Source organism: Carboxylicivirga marina, from assembly GCF_016612505.1.
GTDB classification, from domain to species: Bacteria; Bacteroidota; Bacteroidia; order Bacteroidales; family Marinilabiliaceae; genus Carboxylicivirga; species Carboxylicivirga marina.
Window position 1 is genome coordinate 16,585 of record NZ_JAENRR010000009.1, and the last position, 25,025, is coordinate 41,609.

Below are 25,025 nucleotides of genomic sequence, written 5' to 3' on the forward strand. Positions count from 1 at the left end.
TACTTGACTCTGCGGTCTAGTAATTGGGTTCGTTAATTTCAAAATATGCTTGTGAATGTAAGCAGGCCGGACAAGTCTTAGGGGCCTTTGTTCCTTCGTGAATAAAACCACAATTGCGACACATCCATGTTACTTTACCATCTTTTTCAAATACCTTGCCTTCTGCCAGGTTATCATATAACTTACGATATCTGGCTTCGTGATGAGCTTCTACCTTAGCAATCATTTTAAAAGCAACAGCAACTTCTTTGAAACCTTCTTCTTCTGCAATTCTAGCAAATTCAGGATATAATTCAGTCCATTCTTCGTTTTCGCCATCTGCAGCAGCTTTCAGGTTTTCTTTTGTATCACCAATAATTCCGGCAGGATAAGTAGCTGTAATTTCTACCATTCCACCTTCCAAAAATTTAAAGAAACGTTTTGCGTGTTCTTTTTCTTGTTCAGCAGTTTCTAAAAAGATGGCAGAAATTTGTTCTAGGCCTTCTTTTTTAGCTTGTTTTGCAAAATACGTATAGCGATTACGTGCTTGCGATTCGCCAGCAAATGCTTTAAGTAAGTTCTTCTCCGTTTGCGTTCCTTTTAAGCTTTCCATTTTGTTCATCTAAGGATTAATAATTATTAATGTCTGGGTTGGACTAAGCAAATATAAGATATCATAATTTTTTTCATCCTATTTAATTTCCAATAGTCCCTAATTTAGGTCGCTTCTAAATACCAACGGGTCTTATTAAATTGGCTCAAACATTTCTTTCGGTGAGCCACATGTTGGGCAGGTCCAATCGTCAGGTAAATCATCAAAAGCAGTTCCTGGCGGTATGTTGTTTTCCGGATCGCCAACTTCAGGATCGTATATGTAGCCACAAGCCAAACATTTATATTTCTGCAGAGTGCTTTGAGTTTTATTATCTGTTGATTTAAATTTGGCTTCATCAATATAAGTAGGTGCGTTTTTAGGAGCTAATCCTTTTTTTATTTCATGATAATAGGCGTAAGTGAGTGGTTTTTCATTTTTGAAAAGTATGTCATTATCAACAATGCCAGCAATAAATAAGATATGGGAACCAACATCTACCATCTTATTTACTTTGCAATCAAACCAGGCAATAGTATCTTCAGTAACAACAGGAGAGCCAGTTGTGGCGGTAATGTATTCAATATCTTCAAACTTATTAATTTCTTTACCAGATTTATATCCAAATAAACCAATGGTTTCGGATTTGGCGTTTTGATTTAAGATGGATATGGAAAAGATTTGACTGGATTGAATCAATTTACAGGTGTAATTGTCTTTACTGCAGCTTATTGCAATTTGGGGTGGATCGGCAGTAACTTGAAATGCTGTATTGGCTATATAGCCGTTTAGTTTATTTCCATTTTTTGTTGCAATAATATATAAGCCGTAGGTGAGCTTAAAGAATGCTTCAATATTCATAGGGGTAAATTTAGTTTGTATAATGTCTCAAACCAATTTAGTGATAAGTACTTTAGTATGAAAATCAATGCAAACACTATTATGCTTGATGAGGAGGTAAAACGCTAATTTAGAATTGGTGTAAATTGCTAAGGGGTAACTAAAGTCATTATTTGAGTATTATTCGATAGGTATATTTACCTTTGGAAATTCTAAAAAATGCTAGAGTTTATATGAACTCTGATTACCTTTGGGTCTTGGGTACTATAACTAAGTAATTGTTTGTTATAATGAACAGAATTATTGAAAAGGAGTTTTTTTCGGAGAATGTGGTTCGTCTGGAAATTGAAGCTCCCCGTATTGCAAAAGCCCGTCGGGCCGGTCATTTTGTGATTGTAAAAGTTGGTGAAACAGGAGAGAGGATTCCTCTGACCATTGCTGCTTCTAATCCTGAAAAAGGAACCATCACATTGGTAATTCAACGTGTTGGTGTATCATCTCGTCGGATTACAGAACTAGAGGTTGGTGATGTTTTAACCGATTTGGTTGGACCTTTGGGAGAGGCTACACATATCGAAAAGGTAGGTACTGTGCTGGCATGTGGTGGCGGAGTTGGAGTTGCTCCTTTGTTACCTATTGTAGAGGCACTAAAGAAGGCTGGAAATAAAGTAGTAACCATTTTAGCTGCTCGTAACAAGGATCTAATTATTCTCGAAGAGCAAATAGCCAAATACTCAGATGAGGTGATTGTAATGACCGATGATGGTTCTTACGGTAAAAAAGGATTAGTTACAGACGGAATGAAAGAGGTGATGGAGCGCGAACAAGTGGATGAGGCGGTAGTAATCGGACCAGCCATTATGATGAAATTTGCCTCTTTAACTACAAAAGAATATAATGTACCTACGGTTGCCAGTTTAAATACCATCATGGTTGATGGCACGGGTATGTGCGGCGCATGTCGTATAACAGTTGGTGGTAAAACTAAGTTTGTTTGTGTTGATGGTCCTGAGTTTGATGCCCATCAGGTTGATTTTGATGAAATGCTTCTTCGCCTTAATGGTTATAAAGAAATTGAAAAGGGAGCAGAACAAGAATATCTTAAATCAAAAGACAAATAAATAGTTATGGCTGTTACAAAAGAGTTTTTAAAAGAAGAAAGAGAGCAGGCATGGCGAGTAGATATTCGTAAACTGCTTAAAAATAAAGAACGTACAGCACTCACTCGTGTTCACATGGGCGAGGTTGATGCTAATGAGCGTATTTTATCAAACATTGAAGTTAATACCGGATTAAGTGAAGAGGAAGCAGTAAATGAGGCCAAGCGCTGTTTAGACTGCCCTGATCCGACATGTATCACAGGCTGTCCGGTAGAAATTAATATTCCAAAATTTATCAAGCGTATTGAGCAGGGCGATTACTTAAAAGCTGCTCAAGTGTTGAAACAAACAAGTGCCTTGCCAGCTGTGTGTGGTCGTGTTTGTCCACAAGAGAAGCAATGTGAAGCTAAATGTTTCTATCAGCTTAAGATGAAGAAAGAGCCTGTAGCTATTGGGCATTTAGAGCGTTTTGCGGCTGACTATGAGCGTGAGTCGGGTCAGATTTCAGTGCCCGAAGTTGCTAAGGGAAATGGGGTTAAAATAGCCGTTATTGGCAGTGGGCCAGCTGGCTTAACCTTTGCAGGCGATATGGCCAAACAAGGATATGATGTAACCGTTTTTGAAGCTCTGCATGAAATCGGTGGTGTTTTAAAATATGGTATTCCTGAGTTTCGATTACCTAACAGTATTGTTGATGTTGAAATCAATAGCCTCACAAAAATGGGAGTTAAGTTCGAAAATAACTTTATTGTTGGTAGAACCGCAACCATTGAAGATTTAAAAGAGGAAGGTTTCGAAGCATTCTTCACAGGTAGTGGGGCAGGATTACCTCGTTTTATGAATATTCCGGGTGAGAACTATATTGGCATTTTAAGCTCCAATGAGTATTTAACGCGTGTTAACCTGATGGATGCTGCTAATCCAAAGACGGATACTCCGGTTATTAGTGGTAAAAATGTAGCGGTTATCGGTGGAGGTAATACAGCTATGGATTCAGTTCGTACAGCCAAGCGTTTAGGAGCAAAACGCGCCATGATTGTATATCGTCGTTCGATGGAGGAGATGCCGGCACGTGTTGAGGAAGTAAAGCACGCGCAGGAAGAAGGAATCGAGTTTTTAAATCTGACTAATCCGGTTGAGTACTTTGCTGATGAAAACGGCCGTGTTAACAAAATGCGTGTTCAAAAAATGGAGTTGGGTGAGCCAGATGCATCTGGTCGTCGTCGTCCGGTTGTGATCGAAGGTTCAGAATATGATATTGAAGTGGATACAGTTGTTGTAAGTGTCGGTGTGTCGCCTAATCCTCTTATACCAAGTTCGTTGCCTCAGTTAGAGACCACGCGTTGGGGAACCATTGTTGTGGATGAAGAGAAGCTACAAACGTCTATTCCGGAAATGTTTGCCGGAGGAGATATCGTTCGCGGTGGAGCTACAGTGATATTGGCAATGGGAGATGGGCGCAATGCCGCAGCTGCGATGCATAACTATTTACAGGATAAACTAAATGCTTAAACCCTTAATCATGAAAGATTTAAAAACTACATATCTTGGATTATCCATTAAGAATCCCATCGTTGTTGGTAGCTCAGGTTTAGCATCAACCATTGGTGGTATTAAAAAGTTGGCCAATGCAGGAGCTGCAGCAATTGTGCTGAAGTCCGTTTTTGAAGAGGAAATTAAAGCCGAAGCTGAGCAGACTGTAGGTCAGCAATTAGGCATGGATGAAAATAATCTGGAATTTTACGATTATTACGATTATCAGGTAAAAAACGAAGTGTTGGAAAATTACGTATCGTTAATTCGCGAAGCGAAGGAGGCGGTTGATATTCCAATTATTGCAAGCATCAATTGTAGTAGTTACAGTGAGTGGGTGTCATTTGCCAACAAAATTGAAGATGCCGGGGCAGATGCAATCGAACTAAATATTTTCAAGTTACCGTTTGGTATTAATGATGAGGCCTCTGAAATCGAGAAAGTATATTTCGATATAGTTCGGAAAGTAAAAGAGCGTTTGTCCATTCCGGTTGGAATCAAATTAGCACCTTATTTTACCAATCTTGGTAATGTCATTAATCGATTGTCGCATAGCGGTGTTAGTGGCTTAATTCTTTTTAATCGTTTTACGTCGGTTGATTACGATATTGAAAATGATCAGGTTATAACTGGTAAAGTGTATTCGGGAGCTGATGATTATGCTAATACCTTACGATGGGTTTCAATTTCTTCGAACCTGGCAGGTTGTGACATTGTGGCTTCAGGTGGTATTCATGACTATCGTACGTTGGTTAAAATGCTTTTGGCAGGTGCTGCATCTGCGGAAGTGGTATCGGCAATATACAAAGAAGGGCCAGAGGTGATTGGAGCTATGCTAAAGGAATTAGAAGCTTGGATGGAGCGTCGTAATGTGAATTCTATTAATGAGTTTAAAGGTCGTTTATGTCAAGGGAAAGCAACTAATCCGGAGGTGTTTGAACGCGTTCAGTTTATGCGTTATTTTTCCGGACATAAGCATTAAAATAGCAATAGAATAGATGGTTTGAAGGCAGAAGGTATATGAAACATACTTCTGTCTTTTGCCTTTTAACTAAATCACTAATTTACTGCTTTGTTTCTTCTTATTTTATTTCTATCTTTGCGCCCTGATTATTTAAACCTTCTAAAATTAAGAAGATATGTTAAATCGTTATGAAACCGTTTTCATTTTAACTCCCGTTTTGTCTGATGTTCAGATGAAGGAAGCGGTCGACAAATTCAAAGGTTTGATTGTTGAGGCCGGAGGAAAAATGGTAAATGAAGAAAATTGGGGACTTCGTAAGCTTGCTTACCCAATTCAAAAGAAGTCAACAGGATTTTACCAGTTGTTCGAATTCGAAGCTAATGGTGACTTTATTACAAAGTTCGAAACCGCTTTCCGTCGTGATGAGCGTGTTCTACGTTTCTTATCGTTTAGATTAGACAAATACGCAATGGCGTATGCAGAGAAAAGAAGAGCAACTAAAAAAGAAAAAAAGGAGAACTAGACCATGGCACAGAATCAATCAGAAATCAGGTATTTAACTCCTCCTTCAGTTGAAATTAAGAAGAAGAAGTACTGTCGTTTCAAAAAGAACAAGATCAAGTATATCGATTACAAAGATCCTGAGTTCTTAAAGAAATTCTTAAACGAGCAAGGTAAAATTTTACCTCGCCGTCTAACAGGTACATCTTTGAAGTATCAAAGAAAAGTTTCGCAAGCAGTGAAGCGTGCACGTCACTTGGCCTTGTTGCCATACGTAACCGATTTGATGAAATAAGAAAAAGGAGGATTTACGATGGAAATTATTTTAAGAGAAGATATTCAGAATCTTGGCCATAAGAATGATATTGTGAAGGTTAAGAATGGTTACGGACGTAACTATTTAATCCCACAAGGACTTGCTATATTAGCAACTCCAGGTGCCAAGAAAGTACACGCAGAAAACTTGCGTCAGAGAGCTCATAAAGAAGAGAAAATCAAGAATGAAGCTCTTGAAGTCGCTAAGACACTTGAAGGTAAGTCATTTACTATCGGTGCTAAGGCTTCATCAACTGGTAAGATTTTCGGTTCAGTAAACACTATCCAAATTGCAGAGGCATTAACAAAAGAAGGGTTCAGCGTAGAGCGTAAGAACATTTCTATGAAAGAAGATGCTAAAGAATTGGGTACTTTCAATGCAACTGTAAAATTACACCGTGAAGTTAAGGTTGACATCTCAATTGAGGTGGTTGCCGAATAACAATTTTATTAATCTCGGATAGATTATAAAAACATTTTTCAAACAGACATAAACCACCATGGGGACATGGTGGTTTTTTTAGTACCCAAATGTTACACTTTTCATCACTTATATTGGTAATTTGCTTTAGAGCGCGTTGTTGATGTAAGTGCAAAAAAAAAAGCGGATAACCATAATGGTCATCCGCCTGATATTATTATTGAAAACAGATTACTTTACTGCAATCGTTTCAATTTCTACCAATACACTCAATGGTAATTCTTTTACTGCAAATGCTGCACGTGCCGGAGGGTTCTCTTTGTAATACGAACCGTATATTTCATTCATAGTTGCAAAGTTGCTCATATCACTTAGTAAGCAAGTTGATTTAACCACATCGGCAAAGGTATAACCAGCCTCATCTAAAATAGCAGCAATGTTTTTCATTACCTGCTCGGTTTGTTCTTTTACACCGCCTTCTACTACTTTACCAGTTGCAGGATCAACAGGTACCTGACCTGAAATGTATAATGTACCATTTACTTCAATAGCCTGGCTGTATGGGCCGATAGCACCAGGAGCTTTAGTTGTTGAAATTACTTTTTTCATTTTACTTAGTTATTTAAGGATTAATCATGTATTCTTAATAGAAGTTACCATTGTCGCGAGGGTGGTTGCGCTTTTCGTATTTAAGATCTTGCAGCATGCTCGAATTAACCCGAATTGTAAAGAAATACGACTTATATCTTCCCACGGGAACCAGGTTGAAGTTCATACTCCAGCAGTGTAGATCTCTGCTAATTCCGATATTCGTGTGGGCAATTTCATTAAGGTCGAAGCTATAACCTGAAGAAAAATTAATCCGCCACTTTGGAGTGAGGGAAACGTTTCCATTAAGGTTTATATCAGAAGTAACCTTAAAGTCGTAATCCATTTTACTTTTATTGAATGTGCCTTTACTCAGGCGGAATGAATAATTCAGCGAAATATTCCAGGGGATTTCAAACTTGGCATAACCATCATCTCCTTCCACAAAGCTGGCATTGCTGCCTTTGAATGCTGCCTGTGGGTCAAATTCTTGATTGTTTAATGGATCTGGAGGCAAAGCATTGGGGTCGTCTTCAATATCGTTTGGATCTGTGGTGGTGTTCTTTTTATCTTTCTTTTTAAAAGTATCGGACCCAAAGTTTAGACCAAAACTTAGGTTGGCACTCTCTAATCGAAGTAACTTCCCTTGTTGTGATAACACTGACTCATTTACGCGAATCGGTTGTCCTGTACTTGTCGTGTCAATAGCATAAGGGTCAAATCGAGCACCAAAATTAACATTAGTGCCAAATAATTTAGTTCTACCTGTCATGTTAACGGGTTGCCATTTCAAAGAATCAGCCAGAAAGTTGTGGCTCGTGCTAAAGTTTAAGCTTTCCAGAATTTTTAACTTTTTGAACCCTGTGGTGTCTTTATCGCTTTTAACTTTCATTTCGAGGGTGTTGCCTAAACTTACGCTCATCGAGCCTGATTTGCCACTTCCAGGGGTGCCATATAGAGAGTTTTGATAGTATGAATAATCGTGTCTTACAATTTCATCTCTTTCTTCATCGTAATATTCAAACCAATCGTAATAGCCATAGCTGGGATCGCTGAAATCAGGACGATAAGACATCGAAACAGAAGGTGTTGCAACGTGTCGAATTTTATCCACCTTATTGCCAAAAAGTTTCCTCCAGGGTGTGAAGAATGTATATATTTTAGTAGATGTTCCAGCGCTTAAGCTGTAGTCATAAACTCGGTTAAATCCCGTGATTGTATCGGTGTTGACAACTGAGTTAGTTTCTTCGTCGTATCCTTGTTCAACTTTACTTAGGTACCATCTTTCAGTGTAATTAAACGATGGGGTGACTGTAAAGTGCTTTAGAAATTTCAGGTTCATTGCGACCGGAATACTATGCTTAGCTCCGTTCTTCCATTGTGTAATAAAGCTATCGCCATCTACTCCCAGTTCCGATTCCTTGGCGTGTACGTAATTTTTCATGTTACCAGTATACGAAACACTGATTTTTTCAAGCATATTTTCTTTAGTGCCAACTTTATCCTTTTTCTTAAACGGATAAAAACGATTAACCGTAAATGTCAAATCAGGCAAGGTTAAGTCAATGGTTGTATCTCTGCTATTTTGTGAGTGTAATAGGTTAGCTGAGAAATTGTAAGGCTTGCCAGCCCACCGTTTGCCATAGGAAATACTTGAGCGTTTAGTATTGGTCGAGATATCGTTATTGGCAGGATTATAAAGGTTGTTAATGTTGTTTTGATCAAATGAGCTGGTCGAAAAATTAACACTAGCTGAGAAGGTTTGGTAGGGATTGGCCTTGGCATCTTGTCGATGGGTCCAGTTAATGGCCATATCCTTGGTTTTTCTATAGTCAGGTAAATCTTTTTCACTGAATATATTGGTGATATATTGGAAGTTAAAGCGCCCACTGTATTTATATCTGACTTTGTAATTTGAACCTGTTCTGATAGCCCATGAACCATTGGTGAAAATATCACCTTTAACCATGAAGTCAAAATAATCGCTTGCCGCCCAATAATAACCACCATCAGTTAAACCAAATCCCCGTTCTTGTTCATCGCGATACGAGGGGAATAGAAATCCAGAACTGTAAGAGCTAGTTGTTGGTATCATGGCAAAAGGCACAACTATTGGTAGTTTTACATCTTCAACTACAAGGTAAGCAGGGCCGGTAATTGTTTTTTTGCCAGGTATTACTTTTGCTTTAGTTAAATTAAGATAGAAGTGAGGGTGATCGTGGTGATCGCAGGTTGTGTATTTGGCATTTTTCATGCAATATGAGTTATCCTCAATTTTTTTTGCTTTACTACCCACAACAAAACCTTCACCTTGTTCAGTAACGATGTGTTCGATTATTGCTTTTTCTGTCTTGAAATTGTATTTCATGCGGCGCATCGTGTATTCACCGCTCGGATCGGTGAAAACGGGCAGCCCGGTTTCATTTCCAACAGAGTCAACCGTACCATAGGCTAGAGCCGTGCTGCTATCCATATCAAGTACAATTGTATGTGCTTTTAGTAAAACTTCCTGATAACTTACTTCAGCATTTCCATACAAATATGTTTTTTGGGTTGCCAAATCGAAGTCAATGGAGTCAGTGGCTTTGTATTGTACCTCAGCATCAATAATAAATGAACCAGATGGGGTTTTAGTACTGTCGGGTTCTTGTATTTCTTGACTGTCAATTGCTTGTATTGGTGTTTCTTGACCCAATGCAATTGTAGAGAGTTGAGAGAGGCTCATTAATGCAAAAGTTAATGCTGTTAGTCTGAGCGTCTTATATACTTTAGTTCTAATTAGTGTCAAAGTGGTATTTTTTTCAAGCGTTCACAAAAATAATTAAAAATTACGCACATGCAGGCTCATCCTGTAAAATATGCGGATTCCCTGTTTTTTTAAGTGTGTATAATTTTCCTATTTTTGAAAAGTAATAATGTAAAAGTATGACAATTAATTTATTTAAAACACGGCATGCGATTTTAGTAAGTTTATGTGTTTTATTTCTTTTTAACACTTCAGGTGTTTTTGCGCAAGAATCAATACAGTTTAAAACAGTTGTAATTGATGCCGGACATGGTGGTAAAGATCCAGGAGCCATAGGGAAGGCTTCGAAGGAAAAAGATATTGTATTAAACGTAGCACTTAAGTTGGGCGCTTATATCAATGAATATCTACCCGATGTTAAGGTTGTATATACGCGTAAGACTGATGTTTTTATTCCACTTAATAAAAGAGCAGAAATTGCAAATAAAAGTGATGCAGATTTGTTTATATCAATTCACGCCAACGCCATCTCAACACCCAAAATATATGGGGCCGAAACTTTTGTTTTAGGACTGCACCGAACTAAAGAGAACCTCGAGGTTGCAAAGCTTGAGAACTCAGTAATTGTACTTGAGGATGACTATACAGCAACCTATGAAGGATTTGATCCCAACGTATCTGAATCGTACATCATTTTTGAATTAATGCAAAATGTACATATTGATCAAAGTATTCAGATGGCTTCATTGGTTCAAAACCAATTTAAAGAACGTGTTGGTAGGAGAGACAGGGGGGTGAAACAAGCCGGATTTTTGGTGCTGCGAAAAGCGTCAATGCCAAGTGTGCTGGTTGAACTTGGTTTTTTGACCAATAGTTCAGAAGAAAAGTTTATGGCGTCAGAAAAAGGACAAACTTATATGGCTTCTGCTATATTTAGAGCGGTACGTGATTATAAGCTTGAATTTGATTCAAAAAGCAAGATGGGAGACATTGCCCGCAAGGCTGCCGAGTCAGAGATGCCAAAAATCAATTATCGTATTCAGATAGCATCTTCAAAAAGAAAGATTAAAGAAGGTACCCAGGTTTATAAAAAGTTCGATGACATTTGGTTTTATAAAGATGGCGAACGTTTTAAATATACAACCGGGTGTACATCCGATTATAATGTGATATTAGATTCATTGTCGAATGTGCGAAATGTTATTTCTGATGCTTTTGTCGTAGCTTTTAGGGGCGATAATAAAATAAGCATTAGTGAAGCAAGAAACCTACAGGGGCAAAAGAATTAATTATTTGGGTAATGGCCCGATTTTTTAATAAATTGCCCTGTTTATCCATACTTATTGAAATACTCAACCACCAAATAACTAACGATGAAGAAAGAAGTTAAGATAGGATTAACAGTATTTGTAGCTTTCCTGATTGTCGTATGGGGATTTAATTTCCTCAAAGGACGCAATATAATAGAGGTTGGAAAATCTTATTATGGTGTTTATAATCGGATTGATGGTCTTACAAAAGCTAGTCCTGTATTTTTTAGGGGGTTTAAAATTGGTTCGGTGCGCGATATTGAGTTTCATCCGCAAGAGCCTAATCGCTTTTTGGTAACTTTTACCTTATTCGATGAAATTTTAATTCCGGTTGATTCAAAAGCGCAGATCTATAGTTTGGATTTAATGGGGTCAAAAGGGGTGCAGTTTATTGTTGGTGAAAGTCAACAAATGCTGGCGGTCGGTGATACTATGAATACTTCAGTTATGGGTGATTTGGCTCATAAGATGAGTATGGAGGTTTTGCCATTAAAAGATAAGACAGAGCGTTTGATTGTAAAGCTGGATACTGTTCTGACGAATATTGGCGAAATGTTTAGCGAAGAAAAGGGCCGATTTAAATCGAGTATGCGTAATCTGGATATGTCACTACAGCATTTTGAGCGAGTGAGTCGAAGCTTGGCTAATAAGATGGCTGATGATGGTGAAGTAACAGTTATGCTTCAGCGTACCGATTCTATATTGGCAATGATGTCGGCCCAACGGCCATATATTGATTCTACATTTTCGAAACTGGCCAGTTTCTCACAGCAGTTAGAATCGTCAAATATTGATGGTACAGTAGAGCAGCTTAATAAAACCCTCTTAAGTGCCAATTCTTTATTGGATAGCCTTAACTCAGGTAATGGTTCGTTAGGGCAGTTAATGACCGATGAAGAACTGTATCATTCACTTACTGAAGTTAGTAATAACCTTAATCGTTTATTGATTGATTTTAGGCATAATCCAAAGCGATATGTTTCATTTTCAGCTGTTAATATGGGGCGTAAGGTTGTAGTAAGCGATCAGGCTTATGGAGTTGGAGGACTTGTATACGAAGTCGTCATTAGTGAGTCAAAACAACCTCAGGATTTTGGTAATGCAATACTGAATGGCTTATATAAAGTACACGAAGATTATCGAAATTCGAAATATATTTATACTTGTGGCCAAACTTCAAATTTTGACGAAGCACAAAAAATATTAGATGAAGTGATTGTTATTTATGACCAATCAAAAATAGTTGCCTTGGAAAATGGGGTGCCAATCAGCTTGAAAAAAGCCAAAAAGATTGAGGTCAAAAAATAAATATACTGTTAATAAATGTTACTTTAATTTTTTTTTGAAAAAAAATACTTTATCTAGCGCAATTCATTCAATAGGTTTAATTACAGGGCTTTTACTGTGTTAACTAAAAGTTAGTGGTGTGGTATAAAGTGCATAATATCAGGAAGTTGCTCGAATTATATTTAATTAGCTGATTTCTAGATATCAAATATTAGCTTTGTAAAAGTCAAGTCTTTTTAAGTTTTTTTTTCATTTTTTTTTTCACAAATTTTGTTTTCGCATTAAAAGTAGTTAGGAAACATAATTCTAAAACGGAAGCAGAAAGAATGGAAGTAGATTGCAAAAGAATTTGGGGTAATTGCCTGAATGTTATAAAGGATAATATACCACAGATTAGTTACCAGACCTGGTTTGAGCCTATTGTACCAATTAAAATTGATAAAGATGTTTTAACAATTCAGGTGCCAAGTCTTTTCTTTTATGAATACTTAGAAGAACAATACATTGATCTTTTAAGTAAGACACTGAGAAAGGAGCTTGGAGGTAATGCAAAGCTTGAGTATAATGTTGTAATGGATAATGCACACGTCGCTAACCAGCAACCATATACTTTAAACTTCCCAACAAGTAACAAAACTGATTTAAGAAATCGTCCTGTTAGTGTTTCCAATCAGGAAAAACCTGATATTCGAAATCCTTTTGTTATTCCAGGAATTAAACGCTTAAGCGTGGATCCTCAATTAAATGGGGATTACAACTTCGAAAATTTTGTAGAAGGAGAGTGTAATCGACTGGCACGTAGTGCTAGTTTAGCGGTAGCTAAGAATCCAGGTAAAACAGCTTTTAACCCATTGTTCCTTTATGGTAATTCTGGTTTAGGTAAAACACACTTGGCTCAATCTATAGGTATCGAAGTTAAACGTGAAATGCCAGAGAAAACTGTTTTGTATGTCAATGCTAACAAATTTCAAACGCAGTTTACCGACTCAGTACGCAATAATTCACAAAATGATTTCCTGAACTTCTATCAGATGATTGATGTGCTAATCATTGACGACGTTCATGAGTTTGCAGGAAAAACAAAGACGCAAAATACTTTCTTCCATATCTTTAATCATCTTCATCAATCAGGCAAACAGTTAATTCTAACGAGTGACAAAGCGCCGGTTGAATTACAAGGATTAGAAGATCGATTGTTATCACGTTTTAAGTGGGGATTAGCTGCTGATCTACAGATTCCTGACTTTGAAACACGTGTTTCTATTCTTAATAAGAAGATTTATAAAGATGGCTTAAGTGTACCAGAGGAAGTGGTGTATTATATTGCTAGTAATGTGGTTAATAATGTAAGAGAGTTGGAAGGTGCTCTTATATCATTACTTGCGCAGGCTACCTTAAACAAGAAGGAGATAACATTTGAATCGGCGAAACAGATAATTGATAAGTTAGTTAAAAAGACAACTAAAGAATTGTCAATTGATTCCATTTCACAAACGGTATGTGATTACTTCGGATTGGAGCTTGATATTTTGCAATCTAAAACTCGTAAGCGCGAAATCGTGCAAGCGCGCCAGATTGCCATGTTTTTTAGTAAGGGCTTAACCAACTCATCCCTGTCTACCATTGGTGCTAAAATCGGTAAAAAGGATCATGCTACTGTGTTGCATGCCTGTAAAGCCATTAATAATCTAATTGAAACAGATAAGGATTTTAAAGGTCAAATAAAAGAAATTGAAGCGCAATTGAAATCATAACTCGATATAGAAGTTGCAAAACATAAAGACATCTCATTTTGGGATGTCTTTTTTTTATACTTTTGATTTTTCGCTGAAAATTTCAGTCATCATTAAATCCAATCTAAATATTATGACGATGAATAAATTATTTAGTTTTTTGCTGGCCGTAATGGTGTTGGCAAGTGCATGTCAAACCCCCACAAAGACAACGGAAAATATGAACCCGTTCTTCTCTGAGTATGAAACACCTTTTCAAACACCTCCGTTTGACTTGATTAAAGTTGAACATTATATGCCTGCCTTTGAGCAAGGAATGCAAGAGCAGGTTGATGAAATTGCTACCATTGTTGCCAATACCAATGAGGCTAATTTTGAGAATACCATTTTGGCTTATGACCGTTCAGGAGCATTATTAGATAAGGTTAGTTCCGTTTATTTTAATATGCAAAGCACTGACAATTCAGATGAGATTCAGGAGATTGCACGCGTTATAACACCTTTGCTAACTAAGCATTCAGATAATATTTCAATGAACATGGCCTTGTTTACGAAGGTTAAGGCTGTTTATGAGCGACGCAATGATATGAATTTAACAGCAGCTCAGAAACGTGTAACAGAAAAGTATTACAATGATTTTGTCAGAAATGGTGCCGAATTAACCGGTGATGCACAAACGCAGCTAAAGAAATTAAACGAAGAATTATCAAAATTACAGCTTCAGTTTAGTGAAAATCAATTAGCTGAAACCAATAAGAACTTCAAGCTGGTAGTTGATAAGAAAGCAGACTTGGCTGGATTGCCAGCGGGTGTTATATCTGCTGCTGCCGAAGTTGCTACAGACAACGGAATGGAAGGGAAATGGGTGTTTACTCTACAGAAGCCAAGTTTGATTCCTTTTTTGCAGTATGCTGATAATCGTGATTTGCGTGAGCAGATTTACCGCGGGTATTTTATGCGAGGTAATAATGACAATGAATTTGACAACAAAGACATTGCGCGAAAAATGGCCATGTTTCGTAGTCAAAAAGTGAAGCTTTTAGGATACGATACGCATGCAGCTTATGCCATTGATGTGAATATGGCTAAAACTCCTGAAAATGTTGATGAGTTTCTAATGGGACTTTGGAAGCCTGCATTAATAGTTGCCAAACAGGAGTTGAAGGAAATGCAAAAGATAATTGACCGTGAAGGCGGTAATTTTGAATTGCAATCGTGGGACTGGTGGTATTATGCCGAAAAGTTAAGAAAAGAGAAATATGACCTTGATGAGTCTGAAATAACACCATATTTTCAGTTAGGTAATGTGCGTGATGGTATGTTTTGGGTAGCTCAAAAACTCTATGGTATTACATTTACGCCTGTCTCAAATATTCAGCTTTATAATCCAGAAGCTGAGGTGTTTGAGGTTAAGGAGGCTAATGGAGAACATATCGGATTGTTATATCTTGATTATCATCCGCGAGCCAGTAAGCGCCCAGGTGCTTGGCAAACCAGCTTCCGTGAATCGATTACTATGGATGGAGAAAAGGTGTCTCCATTGGTATCTGTTGTTTGTAATTTTACGAAGCCTACTGGTGATCTTCCATCCTTGTTAACATTTGATGAAGTGAGTACTCTTTTTCACGAATTCGGACACGCCTTACATGCCTTATTTACAGCTGGTGAATTTCATCGTACAGCTGGTGTGGTTCCACAGGATTATGTAGAACTACCATCGCAAATTATGGAAAATTGGGCGGCCGAACCACAAGTAATGCGTCATTACGCGCGTCATTACAAAACTGGTGAGGTTATTCCGAATAATTTAATTGAAAAGATTCAAAAGAGTGGTCATTTTAACCAGGGATTTGTTACCGTTGAATATCTTGCTGCATCGTTGCTTGATTTGAGCTGGCATAACCTTAAGGCAGATGAGAATATCGAAAATTCTTTGGAATTTGAACAGCAGGCAATGGATAATATTGGATTAATTGAAGAGATTATCCCAAGATATCGTTCAACGTATTTTAGTCATATTTTTAGTAGTGATTATTATGCCGCCGGATACTATGTGTATATTTGGGCTGCCGTGTTGGATTCAGATGCTTTTGATGCTTTTAAGCAAAGTGGTGATATTTTTAACACGGAATTGGCTCAGAAATTTAGAAAACACTGTTTGTCAGAATGTGGAGATGATGAAGGTATGGTGCAGTATCGCAAGTTTAGAGGACAGGACCCTTCGTTGCAACCTTTATTAATTAAACGAGGATTGAACTAGATATCAATTGAAAATCAATATGAAAGGTCGATGAGTGTTCATCGACCTTTTTTAATTCTTGGAAGAAAAACTACCGGAAATACAGAAAGATTGCATAAAAAGTAGTAGAGACTGAATGCCGGTAACTTCTCACATTATCCTCACTTTTAGCTATTAATCCAACTGATTACTTCTTCGTCATTCGGCTTTGTTTTTGGCGAAATAACTTTCTCTAACTCACCCTTTTCATTAATCAGATATTTTTGAAAATTCCACTTAACACTACTGTCACTGTGCTTATTGAGGGTTTTTGTTGTTAACCAATGATATAACGGATGCATATCATCTCCTTTGACGGAAATTTTGCTCATCATTTGAAAAGTAACACCATAGTTTTTCTGACAAAATGTAGCTATTTCATCATTTGTGCCTGGTTCCTGGCTCATGAAATTATTTGCCGGAAAGCCAATGATGGTGAAATTATCTCCGCCATACATTTCAAATATTTGCTGTAATTGCTCATATTGCGGAGTGAGTCCACATTTACTGGCAACATTAACGATCATCACCTTCTTGCCTTTTAATTGAGAGAGATCGTATGTTTTACCTTCAATAGTATTGACCTCAAAATCATAAAATGACTTTTGTGCAAATGAACTCATAATCGAGATGTTGAATAATAGTATTAATGAATAGATGATTTTCATGCTTTTAAATATTAAATAAGTATTTGATTACCTATTTGTAACGCTTATTTGTTTCCAATTGTTTAATCTTTATGGCGTGTGAATGGTACAAAGCGCACGGCTATCAATTGTTTCGTTTTTATTTTATTTTTGGTTTTGGTATACAGAGTTAAATATTGCTGTCCGTTTTTTTCGATTGGTGCAATGAGTTGTCCGCCTTCTTTTAATTGATTTAAAAGTTTTTCGGGAACCTGTAGTGGAGCTGCAGTAATAATAATGGCATCAAAGGGGTGATGTTCTTCCCACCCATGATAACCATCGCCAATGCGACAGCCAATGTTTGTGTAGTTATTGTTTTTGAAGGTCGTTTCTGCCTGTTTTCCAAGTTGGGGAACAATTTCAATGGTGTAAACCTCTTTTACAATTTTGCTTAACACGGCAGCCTGATAGCCTGAACCTGTGCCAATTTCCAGAACTTTGTCACTCGACTTGAGATTTAACATTTCGGTCATGTAAGCCACAATATAGGGTTGTGAAATCGTTTGATTGTGGCCAATTGGCAAAGGTCGATCGTGATAGGCATAAATCTGAAGATCAGAAGGAACAAAAAGGTGGCGAGGAACGGTTTTGAGCGCATCAATTGTGGCGCTATGTGTAATGCCACGTTTGATTATTTGCTCTTCTACCATTTCTGTTCGCATACTTATATAATCTTGACTGCTTAATAGTTGCAAAGTTAATATGAATGTAAAAAACACCATTTATTCATTAATATTAGGTAAAGTGTTATCGGGTATTGATATGTGGCTTTGTACAATTAGCCACTTGTTATTTCTTTTTTCAAGTACACCAGTATGTCTGAATCCTTCAAGTCTAAATGGTTCTCCTTTAGTTTCAAAACAGGTATCAAGTAGTTGAGAGTACCAGGCAACTTCTTTGGATTGGCTTAGTTGAACACGCGTATCTTTTGAGGCAATGGTGTAATCGGGTTTGTTTTTAATAGCGGTTTTCATCCAATCATAAAACGACGACCAAGTATACCATATTTCATCAAGGTCGGTACCTATATTTACTGTTTTATCATCCTGTGCAAAGCATTCTGAAAAGGCATTTAGGTTGCCGTTTTCTTGCGAGTGGATGAGTTTATCCAGAATTGCAAGAATGGGAGTTGTTTCTTGATTGATTTGTGGACTTTTGATTGTTTCCATGGTGCAGATTTTTGTGGTTAGTAGTTTTTAAGTTTTTAATTAGCAGGTTTATTAAAGTTAGTTATTTGACCAAACGATGTCAACCAGTACTGATGTCTTCTTATTCAGGAATAATTTTGTTTAACTTTGGCGGCTAAAAATCGTAGTTGAATTATGCACAGGTACTTTATTGAATTAGCATATAACGGAGCATCGTTTCATGGGTGGCAAATTCAGCCGAATGCAATAAGTGTTCAGGAGGTTTTAAATGAGGCTTTAAATAAGGCTTTGCGACAAGATGTGAAGGTAGTTGGATGCGGACGAACCGATACTGGCGTTCACGCTTCTTATTTTGTGGCGCATTTTGATAGTGCTGTTGAAATTGAAAACACGAATAAATTAGTACATAAGCTTAATCGTATCGTTGGAGATGGTGTTGTGGTTTATTCGGCTCAAAAGGTAAGTGAAGAGTCACATAGTCGATTTCATGCCATTGCTCGCACGTATCATTATTATTTGCGAAATGAAAAAAATCCGTTTGTGGTTGATTTTAGCTATCGTCCATTTTATCAGTTTGATGTTGATAAAATGAATGAAGCCGCCAGGATTCTGTTTGAATTCAATGATTTTACAAGCTTCAGTAGGCTTCATACTGATGTGAAGACGAATAATTGTAAGGTTGTTCAGGCTGAATGGAAGCAAGTGGGTGATGGTGTTGTGTTTGTGATTAAAGCAGACCGTTTTTTACGTAATATGGTTCGTGCCATTGTTGGTACATTGCTTGAGGTGGGACGTGGGAAGATTACAGTTGAGCAGTTTAAAGAGGTTATTAAGAAAAAGGATAGGGGAAGTGCAGGTACTTCAGTACCAGGTAAGGCTTTGTTTTTAGTTGATGTTGAGTATCCAGATAATGTTTTTAAACCGACAGCAAAACGATTTCCGCCATTTAAGTAGTCTTATTCATTCCAAATTTTCCAGGCTGCCTCAGCTTGAAGATGCAGCATTTCTAATCCATTCTTTATCGCAGCGCCCTGTTCTTTGCCATTTTTTAGAAATTGTGTTAGCTCAGGGTTGTAGGTTAAATCGTACAGCAGATGCTTTTCTGATAGCAAGGCATAAGGTATGTCAGGGCATTCAGTGATGTTTGGATACATGCCTAGTGGTGTACAATTGATAATCACAGTGTATTCATCAAGGATGGCTTTGTTTAGCTCTGAGTAAGTGAGGTTATCATTATTCTTCTTTCTTGAAACGTACTTGGATTCAATTCCCAGTATTTTCAACCCTTGAACAATGGCTTTAGCTGCACCTCCGGTTCCAAGAACTATTGCTCTTGTGTGATGTTCTTTTATAAGCGGTTTAATTGACTCTGTAAACCCAATAACATCGGTGTTGAAGCCGGCGAGCTTTGGGTTTTTATTGCTCCACGTTATTTTAACGATATTGCATGCGCCTATCTCTTTTGCTGCTTCATCAATATCATCAAGGTATTTAAATACATTTTCTTTGTGAGGAATAGTAATACTTAATCCTGCGATGTAGGCATGATGGTTTAATACTTCAGGTAATTCGGTAATGTCTTCCATCTCGAAGTTAAGGTATCGGGCATCGATGTTTTCATCCTTAAACTTTTTCGTAAAATACTTCTGTGAGAAAGATTGTGCTAATGGAAATCCTATTAAACCAAACGTTTTCATAATCCTAGTCTTTCTTTTTGGTTGCTAAAAGCTCGGTTATTGTAATGCTTGCAATACCTAAAATAATAAAAAGAACAGCAAAATAAAACTCCGAATTGAGTTCAGGTTGGAAATAATGGTAGTCTACCGTTTTAATTTTATCACCAAACTGCTGTGTTACTTCATGTTTCCAAGGCCATAAAATACCAAGTGAACCTGCAATAAATCCGGTAAGTAAAGCAATAGTTTGATTGTGGTATTTTTTTAATAACCACGATAAGAAGTGAGAGAAGGCAATGAGTCCAACCCCTGCACCAATGGCTATTGGAAATAAAATTTTGACAGATAAATTATTGATGGCATCAATCATAACTAATTGGTAATTGCCTAATAGTATCAAAACAAACGAACCTGAAAGTCCGGGTAATATCATGCTACAAATAGCTACCACCCCGCAGAGTATTAAATAAAAGAAGGAATCATTCTCATTTGCAGGAGTCAGTACGGTAAATGATATAGCGATACCTGTTCCTATCACTAAACTGATAATTGATGAGATGTTCCATTTCTTAACTGTTTTACCTACAAAATATACCGAAGCGAGTACCAGTCCAAAAAAGAATGCCCAAATATAGATCGGGTAATTATCAAAGAGAAATTCAAAAAGTTTAGCCAGTGTGACAACTGCAATTCCAACCCCGCTAAAAAGTGCAACAAGAAAATACAGGTCGATATGTTGAGCGAATGCTTTTAATTCTCCTTTTAAGAGGAGTTGTACTGCTTTTCCGTTGAAGGACTTAATGGCATTAATAAGTCGTTCGAAAATACCGGTAATCAGTGCGATAGTGCCACCCGAAACACCTGGGATAACATTAGCCGCACCCATGGCAGCTCCTTTAATGGCAATGTTTATAAATGAAGTAACTGAATTATTCATTGAGCTTATTCTTGTAATTTTCTTGATTGATGAGTTCTTTTACGTCACTGTCTTGCAAAAACGAAGGATAGTCTTGTTCAATATCACTAATGCCATCCGGATCAATTGAAAGGCCCTTTTTAAATGCTTGTAGAGCATTTTGTTTATCTTTTAAATAATGATAATGAGCGATGGCCGCAAGATAATGTATCGCAGATGTATCAGGGTATCTTTCACTAATTGTGTTGATGTAATCAATGATGACAAAATCTTTGTTCAAGATGATTTTTAGTTTTAATAACTCAAACCAACCTGTTAGTTCGTCAGGATCTAAATTTAATCCGTTCTCCAGGCTGTGGGCTGCATCTTCTGCTTTGTCAAGTTCAAATAGACCTCTTGCATGCGCAAACCAATAATCGGCATTGAGTGCATTAATTGAAATAGCCTGATCGATAGCTTGGATGCCGCCCTGGAAGTTAGCTGATTCCATTAAACTAGTGCCCATGCCATACCAGGCGTCGGACAGTTTCGGTGATAATTTAATGGCCAGCTTATAAAAACGAATAGCTAAATCATAATTGTTGAGTTGCTCCCAGCAGTCGGCAATGTATTGATAAGTTAGCGCTGTGTCTTTGCTAATGGTAATGTGCTCGGTATATGATTCAATCGCTTCTTTAAAGTGGCCAGACTGAACAAGGCTATTGCCTTTGTTGAAATAAGCTTCTTCGTGGTTTGGGTTTACAGCAAGTGTAAAATCATATGCCTGACAGGCGTCCAGGTGATTGCCAAGCTTGTTGTAGATGATGCCAATATTGTACCAGCCATTTTCGGAGAAAGGATTTATATCCAGAAGACGTTTGTAGGCATCAATGCTTTGCTGATACTCCAATACTTTGTCTAAGGAATAGGCATATTCAAATAGGGCATTTTCATTTTGAGGATATGTTTTTAGTAATTCCTCAAGAAACTTTATTGCCTCAACATACAATTCATATTGATTGAGGTTGTATGCGATTTCCAAAAGAGTATCTTCCTTATCTTCGAATGAAACTTTAGCAGCTTTCCAAAAGTAGTTAAGTGCTTTGTTTGTCTGATGTTTTTGAAGCATAATCCAGCCTAATGTCATTAATACATCGGTGTTGGTAGACTCAATTGGTTCGATTTTATAAAGATGTTCCAGGGCTTCATCAATATCCCCGTTTTCGGCAATTAACATGGCTTTTTTAACAATCAGACTTGCTGCATTAGGGTGCTGCGAAAGTCCTATGTCTAATATCTTAGCCGCCTGGTCAGTTAAGTTCTTTTCAAAGTAGAAGTCATAAATGCTCTCAATCTGGTGCACGTCAAAATATTCAATTTTATCAGTGCTTATCATCTTCTCAAATCTTTCAATCGCCTGCAAAGCCTCATCGTGACTTGCGCGCAAGAAATCCTGCATATACATTATATTTAATGTTACAAAAATATCAATTTTATTACCAACGACAACCAGTCGCCGAAATTGTTATCAACAGGTTTATTGACAATTAGAATTGTAAACATCTATTTAAAGGTAAAAAAAAGGCACAAAAAAAGAGGCTGAACTCTTTTGGGTTGGGTTGCAGCCTCCATGCCTGAAGAGAAATTACACCTTTATCGCCAAAACACTAGAAACCGTGTTGGTGAATGTCCTTCAGGCGATCGCCTGGATTTTTAATGAAGAAACTAATGAAGCAAGTGCCTCATTATTATAGTATAGTAAAGAAATCGCCATTTCCTTTGTGAGTGTTTGAATTCTTCATATTCCTGAGCAATACCTTCGTTTTGTTTTGTTATTATGCGCTATTAGCATTACAGTAATTGTCGTTACAATTGTCGGTGTTAAAACAATATATGTGCCACTGTTTGTAAGGATCAGTTATTGTGGAGTATAGCTGAATTTACGTTAGATTTCACCTTTGCGAAAATGTACGATTTTGTATGAAATGATGTACGATACCGTGCAATTGCCATTTGTTTATGAAGAAAAAAGCAAAATGGATATACCTGCTAAAATACCCAGAAGATAAAGTGATTTCTTCTTAATGTTCTGTTCTTTAAATACAATGGCGCCAAATGTAAAAGCAATGATTACGCCTCCTCTTCTAATGGCAGAAATAACGGATATCAATGCATCAGTTTGACTAAGAGCTTTGAAGTAGAGGTAATCAGCTAAAACGAGCATAATTCCTATGAGTGGAATGGTCCATCGAAATGAAAAAGGTGTAGATTTTTTTCTCGAAGGCCACCAAAGAAATGCAACTATTGGTATCATTAAAAACCACTGATAAATTGAGAACCATGCTTGTATAGCCATTCGATCTAATTGTTGCAGTAAGTATTTGTCGTATAAGCCACTGACGGCACCACTAAGTGTGGCTAAGATGATGAACCAAAACCATTTGTTGGAAATAAAACTAATTCCTTCTGTTTTGCCTGTTGTCGAAAATAAATAGAAGAATAATAGGGTGGTAGCTATTCCAATCCATTGTAATCCATTTAGTTGTTCTGAAAATATAACTAATGCTCCTAAAAGTGTCCAAAGCGGTCCGGTTGCTCTAATGGGTGTTACAATAGTGATGGGTAAATGCTTGAGTGCAAAAAAAGAGAATATCCAAGATGTTAATACGATGACTGATTTTAGTACGACCTGTAGATGTTGTGTTGCATTTAGTTTGGGGATATGAAGCCAATGCTCATGTCCGATAATATTGTAGTTTGATAATAATATAAATGGAATGAATATTAATGCCGATGTCGATATGCTTAGCATTAATACCGGTAGTACGGCATTGTTGTTAAGTGACATTTTCTTGAAAACATCATATATTCCAAGCAGCATGGCCGATGAAAAGGCAAGGTAAAACCACATAGACAAATTATTTGCCGCAAAAGTATCAAAGATAATTTAGCCGTCAAGTTTTAGACTGATAAAAGGTAAAGATGCTTAGTGATTGATTTGCAAATGCTTAGTTGAATTGATATATTTAAAGAAAAAACAACTGCCATGGATTATGTTCTAATTAAAAATGGGAAGATTGTTGTTGATGGAGAGTTGTATTATAAAGATGTTCTGATTGGGAATGACAAACTAATGGAGATTAGTGAAGGGATTGAACGACCGGAACCGGAAACGCCTGTTATTGATGCCAAAGGTAAGTTGCTTATACCAGGTACAATTGATACCAATATTTTTTTTAGTGAGCTAATATCGTCTGATGACGCAGCATTGAAACGCTTTAATCAAGCTCAAATTAGTGCAGGAACAACAACTGTGTTAGAGCCAATATTGCCTGAAGTTTCGTTTTCGTTTCGTGAGGAACTAATAAGAAAGAAGAAGATAAACTATGGGATAAATGCCGATTATGGTTATCATCTTTCTATGAGTGATTGGGATATTTTGAAAGGGGCAGATATCGACTATTGTTATGCCCATGAGGGTATCGCTTCCTTTTATTTAAAGTGGCCGGTTAAACAAGATGATAAAGATGCTTTAGAAAGATTATTGCATGTAACTGGCAAGGATTCTACCCCGGTATTAATTGACATGCAAAGACCTGTAGATGTTAATGTATGGTATGAATCATTGTCCGATGAGTACCTTGAATCAATAAATAGTCATTTAGCACAAATGAAAGAGATTCTCGAGTTGTCTGTGCAAGCCAAATGTACTATTTGTATTCTGAATGTCTGTTTTAAAGAAGAATTGGAGTTGATTGAACGTTTCTCTGCTAATGGAAATGTTTATGCTGAGTTAATGTTTCCTTTTCATATAGCTGATTCCGATAAGATGGTTATTGATAATCGTTCTGTTTATTCTGGTTTTCCATTGGTTGATAAACTTAATCTATTAGCAGAGGCAGACATTTGGCGTTGTTTGACAAAAGAAAACTTCCTGCTGGCCAAGCCTATGAATAAGTTGTCAGGGCAGGGTGTTGTAAAATCCAGTCAGGTTGATAATAGGCCCGATGAGTACATATTAATGAAAAACTTGTTGTCAGTGATGTATACATGGGGTGTTGCTCGCGGTAAAATTTCATGCGGCGAATGGGTAAACCTGATATCGTGTCGGCCAGCTCGATTTATGGGAGTTTTTCCTCAAAAAGGGACCTTAAGGGTAGGTAGTGATGCTGACATTGTTGTTTGGAATCCGGATTATAAGCGTAATCTGTACTGCCACTTACCAGGGGTAGAAGCATCAGACGGCAATCCTTTTCCGTTGGAAGGTCGGGTGGAGTTTGTTTTTATTAAAGGATGCATGGTTTATAATGGTGAAAATTTTAATTCGCATAAAGTTAATGGGCGCTATTTGTATCGTAGTCCTTATCTCTAGGGAGCAGGTAGTGTAATTAAAAGGCTGAAAATGTATATATTTGGCAAGCCAAATTAACATG

General features: G+C 37.3%; 23 protein-coding genes. 12 read left to right on the plus strand and 11 right to left on the minus strand.

The window, feature by feature from the left end; translation table 11 throughout:
* Positions 1–16: 16 nt before the first annotated feature.
* Both rbr and rd read right to left on the minus strand, forming a co-directional pair.
* A complete protein-coding gene (gene rbr / locus JIV24_RS05675) occupies positions 17–601 on the minus strand; it encodes a rubrerythrin (protein ID WP_289048038.1) in 585 nt (194 codons plus the stop codon).
* A gap of 126 nt (positions 602–727) precedes the next feature.
* On the minus strand, positions 728–1,432 hold the full coding sequence (gene rd / locus JIV24_RS22760) for a rubredoxin (protein WP_317193945.1): 705 nt from the start codon (positions 1,430–1,432) through the stop codon (positions 728–730).
* 269 nt (positions 1,433–1,701) lie between these two features.
* Between rd and JIV24_RS05685 the strand changes: the two genes are divergently transcribed.
* The 6 genes from JIV24_RS05685 (at position 1,702) to rplI (ending at position 6,266) form a co-directional block, all read left to right on the plus strand.
* Positions 1,702–2,532, plus strand: a complete 831-nt coding sequence (locus JIV24_RS05685; RefSeq protein WP_200464051.1) for a sulfide/dihydroorotate dehydrogenase-like FAD/NAD-binding protein — start codon at positions 1,702–1,704, stop codon at positions 2,530–2,532.
* Positions 2,533–2,538: 6 nt separating this feature from the next.
* Positions 2,539–4,023: an NADPH-dependent glutamate synthase gene (gene gltA / locus JIV24_RS05690; protein WP_200464052.1), complete on the plus strand. Its 1,485-nt coding sequence runs from the start codon at positions 2,539–2,541 to the stop codon at positions 4,021–4,023.
* 10 nt (positions 4,024–4,033) lie between these two features.
* The gene (locus JIV24_RS05695; protein WP_200464053.1) at positions 4,034–5,026 is read left to right on the plus strand and encodes a dihydroorotate dehydrogenase-like protein; all 993 of its coding nucleotides are present in this window, start codon (positions 4,034–4,036) and stop codon (positions 5,024–5,026) included.
* Positions 5,027–5,183: 157 nt separating this feature from the next.
* Entirely contained in the window at positions 5,184–5,531 is a 348-nt protein-coding gene (rpsF, locus tag JIV24_RS05700) for a 30S ribosomal protein S6 (RefSeq protein ID WP_200464054.1), read from the plus strand.
* A gap of 3 nt (positions 5,532–5,534) precedes the next feature.
* Complete coding sequence (rpsR, locus tag JIV24_RS05705; protein ID WP_143302667.1) at positions 5,535–5,804, plus strand: 30S ribosomal protein S18; 270 nt, start codon at positions 5,535–5,537, stop codon at positions 5,802–5,804.
* A gap of 18 nt (positions 5,805–5,822) precedes the next feature.
* The gene (gene rplI / locus JIV24_RS05710; RefSeq protein ID WP_200464055.1) at positions 5,823–6,266 is read left to right on the plus strand and encodes a 50S ribosomal protein L9; all 444 of its coding nucleotides are present in this window, start codon (positions 5,823–5,825) and stop codon (positions 6,264–6,266) included.
* 210 nt (positions 6,267–6,476) lie between these two features.
* On the opposite strand, the gene JIV24_RS05715 is transcribed toward rplI, so the two are convergent.
* Positions 6,477–6,854, minus strand: a complete 378-nt coding sequence (locus JIV24_RS05715; RefSeq protein ID WP_200464056.1) for a RidA family protein — start codon at positions 6,852–6,854, stop codon at positions 6,477–6,479.
* A gap of 34 nt (positions 6,855–6,888) precedes the next feature.
* Positions 6,889–9,621 carry a putative LPS assembly protein LptD gene (locus tag JIV24_RS05720; RefSeq protein WP_234445718.1) on the minus strand — a complete coding sequence of 911 codons (2,733 nt, stop codon included), beginning with the start codon at positions 9,619–9,621 and terminating at the stop codon, positions 6,889–6,891.
* 137 nt (positions 9,622–9,758) lie between these two features.
* Between JIV24_RS05720 and JIV24_RS05725 the strand changes: the two genes are divergently transcribed.
* From JIV24_RS05725 to JIV24_RS05740, 4 genes are all read left to right on the plus strand, one after another.
* Positions 9,759–10,868 (plus strand): N-acetylmuramoyl-L-alanine amidase family protein, encoded by a 1,110-nt coding sequence (locus tag JIV24_RS05725; protein ID WP_200464057.1) that lies wholly within the window; start codon positions 9,759–9,761, stop codon positions 10,866–10,868.
* Between the two features lie 84 nt (positions 10,869–10,952).
* Complete coding sequence (locus JIV24_RS05730) at positions 10,953–12,197, plus strand: MlaD family protein (protein WP_200464058.1); 1,245 nt, start codon at positions 10,953–10,955, stop codon at positions 12,195–12,197.
* A gap of 305 nt (positions 12,198–12,502) precedes the next feature.
* Positions 12,503–13,930: a chromosomal replication initiator protein DnaA gene (dnaA, locus tag JIV24_RS05735; protein WP_200464059.1), complete on the plus strand. Its 1,428-nt coding sequence runs from the start codon at positions 12,503–12,505 to the stop codon at positions 13,928–13,930.
* Between the two features lie 118 nt (positions 13,931–14,048).
* Positions 14,049–16,169 (plus strand): M3 family metallopeptidase, encoded by a 2,121-nt coding sequence (locus JIV24_RS05740; protein ID WP_200464060.1) that lies wholly within the window; start codon positions 14,049–14,051, stop codon positions 16,167–16,169.
* A 146-nt stretch (positions 16,170–16,315) separates the two neighbouring features.
* Here the strand turns inward: JIV24_RS05740 and JIV24_RS05745 are convergent, their stop codons facing one another.
* The 3 genes from JIV24_RS05745 to JIV24_RS05755 all read right to left on the minus strand — a co-directional run bounded on the left by JIV24_RS05745 (position 16,316) and on the right by JIV24_RS05755 (position 18,042).
* Positions 16,316–16,855, minus strand: a complete 540-nt coding sequence (locus tag JIV24_RS05745; RefSeq protein ID WP_200464061.1) for a glutathione peroxidase — start codon at positions 16,853–16,855, stop codon at positions 16,316–16,318.
* Positions 16,856–16,917: 62 nt separating this feature from the next.
* A complete protein-coding gene (locus JIV24_RS05750) occupies positions 16,918–17,535 on the minus strand; it encodes a protein-L-isoaspartate(D-aspartate) O-methyltransferase (protein WP_234445719.1) in 618 nt (205 codons plus the stop codon).
* 60 nt (positions 17,536–17,595) lie between these two features.
* Positions 17,596–18,042 carry a nuclear transport factor 2 family protein gene (locus tag JIV24_RS05755; RefSeq protein ID WP_200464063.1) on the minus strand — a complete coding sequence of 149 codons (447 nt, stop codon included), beginning with the start codon at positions 18,040–18,042 and terminating at the stop codon, positions 17,596–17,598.
* A 153-nt stretch (positions 18,043–18,195) separates the two neighbouring features.
* Between JIV24_RS05755 and truA the strand changes: the two genes are divergently transcribed.
* Positions 18,196–18,975, plus strand: coding sequence for a tRNA pseudouridine(38-40) synthase TruA (gene truA, locus JIV24_RS05760; protein WP_200464064.1), 780 nt, complete (start codon positions 18,196–18,198; stop codon positions 18,973–18,975).
* Positions 18,976–18,977: 2 nt separating this feature from the next.
* Here truA and JIV24_RS05765 read toward each other — a convergent pair whose 3' ends face one another.
* The 4 genes from JIV24_RS05765 to JIV24_RS05780 all read right to left on the minus strand — a co-directional run bounded on the left by JIV24_RS05765 (position 18,978) and on the right by JIV24_RS05780 (position 23,503).
* Positions 18,978–19,718, minus strand: coding sequence for a shikimate dehydrogenase family protein (locus JIV24_RS05765; protein WP_200464065.1), 741 nt, complete (start codon positions 19,716–19,718; stop codon positions 18,978–18,980).
* A 4-nt stretch (positions 19,719–19,722) separates the two neighbouring features.
* The gene (locus JIV24_RS05770) at positions 19,723–20,634 is read right to left on the minus strand and encodes a DUF368 domain-containing protein (RefSeq protein WP_200464066.1); all 912 of its coding nucleotides are present in this window, start codon (positions 20,632–20,634) and stop codon (positions 19,723–19,725) included.
* Positions 20,627–22,051, minus strand: a complete 1,425-nt coding sequence (locus tag JIV24_RS05775; protein WP_200464067.1) for a tetratricopeptide repeat protein — start codon at positions 22,049–22,051, stop codon at positions 20,627–20,629. Before JIV24_RS05775 ends, JIV24_RS05770 begins: the two co-directional genes overlap by 8 nt.
* Positions 22,052–22,609: 558 nt before the next feature.
* Entirely contained in the window at positions 22,610–23,503 is an 894-nt protein-coding gene (locus JIV24_RS05780) for a DMT family transporter (RefSeq protein WP_200464068.1), read from the minus strand.
* A 135-nt stretch (positions 23,504–23,638) separates the two neighbouring features.
* Here JIV24_RS05780 and JIV24_RS05785 point away from each other — a divergent pair, with 135 nt between their 5' ends.
* On the plus strand, positions 23,639–24,964 hold the full coding sequence (locus tag JIV24_RS05785; protein WP_200464069.1) for an amidohydrolase family protein: 1,326 nt from the start codon (positions 23,639–23,641) through the stop codon (positions 24,962–24,964).
* Positions 24,965–25,025 lie beyond the last annotated feature (61 nt).